Genomic DNA, 5,275 nt, shown 5'->3' on the forward strand with positions numbered 1-5,275 from the left:
ATTAAACTGCGGCTGGTAATATTGTTGATGATGCTGGCGGTTTCATTCATCTCCACCATAAAAGTACTTTCGCCACCACTTAAATTATCGCTGGCGCCTACCCTTGTAAAAATTTTATCCGTTAATGGGATTTTAGCATCCGATGCTGGCACAAAACTGCCCATGTGTGCCATTAAAGTAATAAGCGCTGTTTGTCTCAGTATGGCACTCTTACCACTCATGTTGGGGCCGGTTAAAATAATTATTTGTTGGGTAGATGGATCTAATAAAATGTCGTTGGCAATATATTGTTCGCCAACAGGTAAATATCTTTCTATTACCGGGTGGCGACTGTCTTTTAAATCTAAAATATTACCGTCGTTTAAAATTGGTTTTTTATAATTGAACTGCAAAGCATTGTTGGCAAAACAACTTAAGCAATCCAATACTGCCATTACATGCCCGTTTACCTGCATCGGTGCAATATAATCCTGTAATTCGTTTAATAATTTTTCGAACAGCTGCATTTCTATGGCAAGAATTTTATCCTCTGCACCAACAATTTTTTCTTCGTATTCTTTTAATTCAGGGGTGATGTATCTTTCTGCGTTTACTAAAGTTTGTTTGCGTATCCATGTTTCGGGCACTTTGGTTTTATGTGCATGTGTAACTTCTAAATAATAACCAAATACATTGTTGAAACTTATTTTTAAAGAAGAGATACCTGTTGCCAATGCTTCCTTTTGTTGCAACTGAATTAAATAATCTTTTCCCCCGCTGGCAATTTTTCTAAGATCATCCAATTCTTCATTAATGCCCAGAGCAATTACGCCACCTTTTGCCGCAGCCACCGGCGGATTTTCATTCAGCTCTTTTACAATCTTATCTAAAATATATTTACAGGGGTTTAAAGAATCGCCTAATCTTTTTAAATAATCATTGGATGAAGATTCGCAAATTATTTTTATACCTTCGGTTTGCTGCAGGCCTTTTGCAATTTGCAACACTTCTCTTGGATTAACTTTTTTCAATGGCACTTTACTCACTAATCTTTCTACATCCCCTGCCTGCTTTATATGTTGGGTAATTTTATTTCTTATATCAATTTCTTTTATAAAAAATTCAACCGTATTTAAGCGTTCATTTATTTTGCTGATATTATTTAATGGCATAATTATCCAACGCTTCAATAATCTTGCCCCCATGGCGCTCACGGTATTGTCCATCACTTTCAATAAAGTATTTTGCCCATCGCCGCCAAACAATTCTAAATTTCTTATGGTAAAACGGTCCATCCATAAATGATCATCCTTATCTATTCTTTGTATAGAAGTAATATGACCAAGATTGGGATGCTCTGTATCTTTTAAATAATGTAAAATAGCGCCTGCTGCAATGATAGCTGTTGAAAGAGATTCAATACCAAAACCTTTTAAGCTGTGGGTACCAAAATGTTTTAATAAACTTTCGGTGGCGTATGCTTCCGTAAAGATCCATTCATCTAAAGTGTAGGTAAAAAATTTAGTGCCGAATAATTCTTTAAATTGTTTTTGCCTGTTGCGTTGAAAAATTACTTCGGCAGGTTTTAAACTTTGTAATAATTTGTCGGCGTAAGCGGCATCGCCTTCGGCTAAAAAAAATTCGCCGGTGCTGATGTCTAAAAATGCAATGCCAATTTTATCTTCATTAAAATGTAAAGCGGCTAAAAAATTATTGCTGTTATGTTCTAATAATTTATCGCTTGTGGCTACACCGGGAGTTACCAATTCTGTTACGCCACGTTTTACAATACCCTTGGCTTGTTTGGGATCTTCCAATTGGTCGCAGATGGCCACACGATAACCGGCCTTTACTAATTTGTGTAAATACGTATCCAATGCATGATGAGGAAAACCTGCTAACTGCGAAGATTTTTCATCGCCATTATTTCTTTTAGTGAGTGTAATGCCTAATACAGTAGAAGTTTTCACTGCATCATCACCAAAAGTTTCATAAAAATCCCCCACCCTAAAAAGTAAAATTGCATCAGGGTATTTTGCCTTGATGGCATTGTGTTGCTGCATTAAGGGTGTTTCGCCAACTGCTTTAGCCATAGTTGGCAAATATAAGCGCAAAACTTAAATTACATTTTTGGTCTTAAAGAATTTATTAACTTTAATTAACCATACAAACTATGACTATAAGATACATCCTTACAGCAATTATATTTTCGATATCCACAATCGCAAATGCACAGGAAAAACCGTCCGATAAAGTTTGGCTGGATTCTCTAAAAAAAATTACCAAGAAAGATCCATTATTATTTTCAGAAAGGAAACAATCAAAATGGGCAAATGCATTTATTGAGTTAGCCAAATATTATGAGGCTAATCATTCATTAAAGAAAGCAATATTTTATTATGAAAAACTTCTTGATGTTCGATATGATTATATAAATCAGTATTCCTTAGATAACAAATTATTGGCTAAATGTAATATGATAAGGAGAAAGCTTTCCAATTATTACTACGAAGGAAAAGTAGTAAAAAAAGATATGGAAACATCTTACTCCTATGCATTTGACGGCAATACCGGCGATAAAAAAGATTATATAAAATTCTCTAAAAGATATTTCAATTCCATTGCAATAATTTTAAAGAAGACTGATACTATAGGCTATAAAAATGACAGCATTTTTATTTGCACTGTAAACTCCTTCCTTCAAAAACCAGATGTAGATATCAAGGAAATCGATGACCCTTTATTGAACGAGATTGCAACCCGATTTATAAAACAGGAAAGCGATTCTATACATTTTATTCAAATTGTTCATTATCCTCCCACTTGCTGCATGTATGACATGTGCAGAGGTCATTATAGCCTGGAAAAAATAAAAAAATATCTAACTGATAAATTCAGGATAGCTGAAAATAAAATTATCACAAACACGGAACTTGGTGGTGGTGAAAGCTTTAGCTCTTTCAATAATTTTAAAACCCCAGTTATTGAAATTACATTTACTAAAACCGATGAATACTAATTTTCCTGCTTTGTCAAAATCTCCTTCTTCATTTTCTCCCAAAGTCCGTCAAAGGTTTGATGATTTTCATCTTTCCACTTTTTACTGAACGATCTTATTTTTTCATCCCGGTCATCTTTGGTAAGCCGGAAAAATGCAGTGATGGCTTCGCCATCATATTCATGCGCCATCTGATTGTACATTTCTTTTAGCTGTTGTTCTTTACGCATATTGCTTCGGGCAATTTCAATTTCCATTTCTTCCCTCAACAACACTTTTTCGTCGTAGCTGCCACTGGGTAATAATGTTTTTGCAATTACGGGCATCAGCTCTATCAGCATTAAAATAAAAACAATTAAGTAATAACGGAATTGCAGAGGCGGATTATTTTTTAATAAATTACTCAGTGCCTCTACCCTTGTTAAAAAACCATTGTTGAGGTATTGTGTAAAAGCAGTTTCTTCGGTTTTTATTTTTCCTTCTATTTCATTTAACTCTTTTTCGGTGCCGTTTAATTTTGTTTGTTCAGCTTTTAATAGTGTTTGATAATCGGCATCTAATTTTTGATACTCATTTCGCTTAGCAATGGCAATATCTTTAATGCCAATTTTTCCGGTTCCGCCGCTGCCATCTGTTTCAGATAAAAAATTTACCCTTGCTTTATCTACATCAGCATATTTATCTTCCAGTTCTGTTTTAATTTTTTCTTTTTGTGCAAGCAATTCATTTTTACGGTTGCTGTATAAACTATCCAGCTCCTGCCGCTTTACCATTTTTCTTTTTTCATTATCCAGCGATGTTTGCATTTTTATTTCTTTGTCAAACATATATAACACTGCAGGCTGTGCCATAAATGTACCAATGGTAATGGCTAATAATGCCCTGAATAATAATGGCGTAAATTTTTTCTTATTAAATTTTGTAATGCCTTTTATTAAAGCCCTGTCGATAGTAAGAATGATAAAGCCCATAAATATCCCCAGTGCTATGGCCATTACCAGCGAATCTACAATGGTACTGAAAAAATACGTCCAGGTAAAAGTGGCGAAAAGCCAGGTAGCCAAAACTGTCATTCCGATAATGCGGTAACGGTTTCTGTCAACTACTGAGTCCACTAAAATTTCTCTTTCGGCGGTAGAAAGCCACCATAAAAACTCTGTTAATTGTGATGGTTCATAGGTTTCTCTTTGAGAAATGGGAACGTTTCTTTCTGTCATTTTAAATAATTTAATGAATTAATAAATGAATCGAAAGTTGAGTTGAACCAGGTGGTTGAGTTGAAGTGTTTGCAAAATAGAGAATCTTACCGGGATTAACGGTAGGTTGTTTTTTTTATTTTAGTGTGCCAGCTACATTAACAGTTTGTTAGATATTGCACTTTAAACCCGGCTTGTGTAAAACCATCTATTCACATATCTTTGCAACCTGTTAATAAAGAGATGATTATTTTAAATAATACCTATAACATGAAAAAAATATTTACTGGTTTTGTTTTAATGCTGATAAGTGTAACTGCAGTAAACGCACAGGCTCCAAAAGGAATGGGGCAAAGTGACCCTGCTGCTAAAAAAGTTTTGGATGCAGTGAGTGCTAAATTTAAATCTTTTAAAAGTGTGGTGGCAAAATTTGCTTTGAAAATGGAAAATGGTGCAGGCAAAAATTTAGGTTCTAAAAACGGAACCGTTTATATGAAAGGTACAAAATACCGTGTGAGTGTTACCGGCCAGGAAATTTTTTGTGATGGCAGCAATGTATGGACGTACGATAAGGCCAGTAATGAAGTTACCATTAGCAGACTTGACCCTACTAATAATACCATTACACCACAAAAATTATTCACCAATTTTTACGATAAAGATTTTTTATATAAACTTAATGGTGAGGTAAAAGGTGTGCAGGAAGTGGAATTAACTCCTATTGATAAAAGCAAACCCTTTCACAAAGTATTAGTGAACATTAATAAAAAATTACAAACCATTGCCTCTACAAAAGTGTTTGAAAAAACGGGTAACCGTTATACTTATGCTGTTAGCAGTATGAATACAACCAGTGCTGTTGCTGATGGCCAATTTGTATTTGATCAGAAGAAATATCCAGGAGTTGAGGTGGTGGATTTGAGGTAAGAATGCCACAGAGGCACGGAAGCACAGAAAAAATAAAAAGAGATTGCCAATTGGCAATCTCTTTTTATTTTAAGATAATAAACTGTAAAATGTTGGTTAAATATTTTATATTTTTCTCTTTTAGCTTTCTCTTAAAAAGAACAAACTAAAAATATCTCGCCGAAGCTGATTATTT

At 34.4% G+C, this 5,275-nt stretch carries 4 protein-coding genes; 2 read left to right on the forward strand and 2 right to left on the reverse strand.

All coding sequences use genetic code 11. The features are described from left to right. Window positions 1-2,072: DNA mismatch repair protein MutS (gene mutS / locus ACY65O_RS12255; protein WP_462221143.1), on the reverse strand; the 2,072-nt coding region annotated here is incomplete at its 3' end. 80 nt (window positions 2,073-2,152) lie between these two features. On the opposite strand from mutS, the gene ACY65O_RS12260 reads away from it, so the two are divergent. Then, window positions 2,153-2,998, forward strand: coding sequence for a hypothetical protein (locus tag ACY65O_RS12260; protein ID WP_462221144.1), 846 nt, complete (start codon window positions 2,153-2,155; stop codon window positions 2,996-2,998). On the opposite strand, the gene ACY65O_RS12265 is transcribed toward ACY65O_RS12260, so the two are convergent. Continuing rightward, a complete protein-coding gene (locus ACY65O_RS12265) occupies window positions 2,995-4,194 on the reverse strand; it encodes a DUF4407 domain-containing protein (RefSeq protein ID WP_462221145.1) in 1,200 nt (399 codons plus the stop codon). The genes ACY65O_RS12260 and ACY65O_RS12265 overlap by 4 nt on opposite strands. A 249-nt stretch (window positions 4,195-4,443) precedes the next feature. Between ACY65O_RS12265 and ACY65O_RS12270 the strand changes: the two genes are divergently transcribed. Further along, window positions 4,444-5,100 (forward strand): LolA family protein, encoded by a 657-nt coding sequence (locus ACY65O_RS12270; protein WP_462221146.1) that lies wholly within the window; start codon window positions 4,444-4,446, stop codon window positions 5,098-5,100. Window positions 5,101-5,275: the final 175 nt, after the last annotated feature.

It is taken from the genome of Ferruginibacter sp., assembly GCF_031430955.1.
Taxonomy (GTDB): Bacteria; Bacteroidota; Bacteroidia; order Chitinophagales; family Chitinophagaceae; genus Ferruginibacter.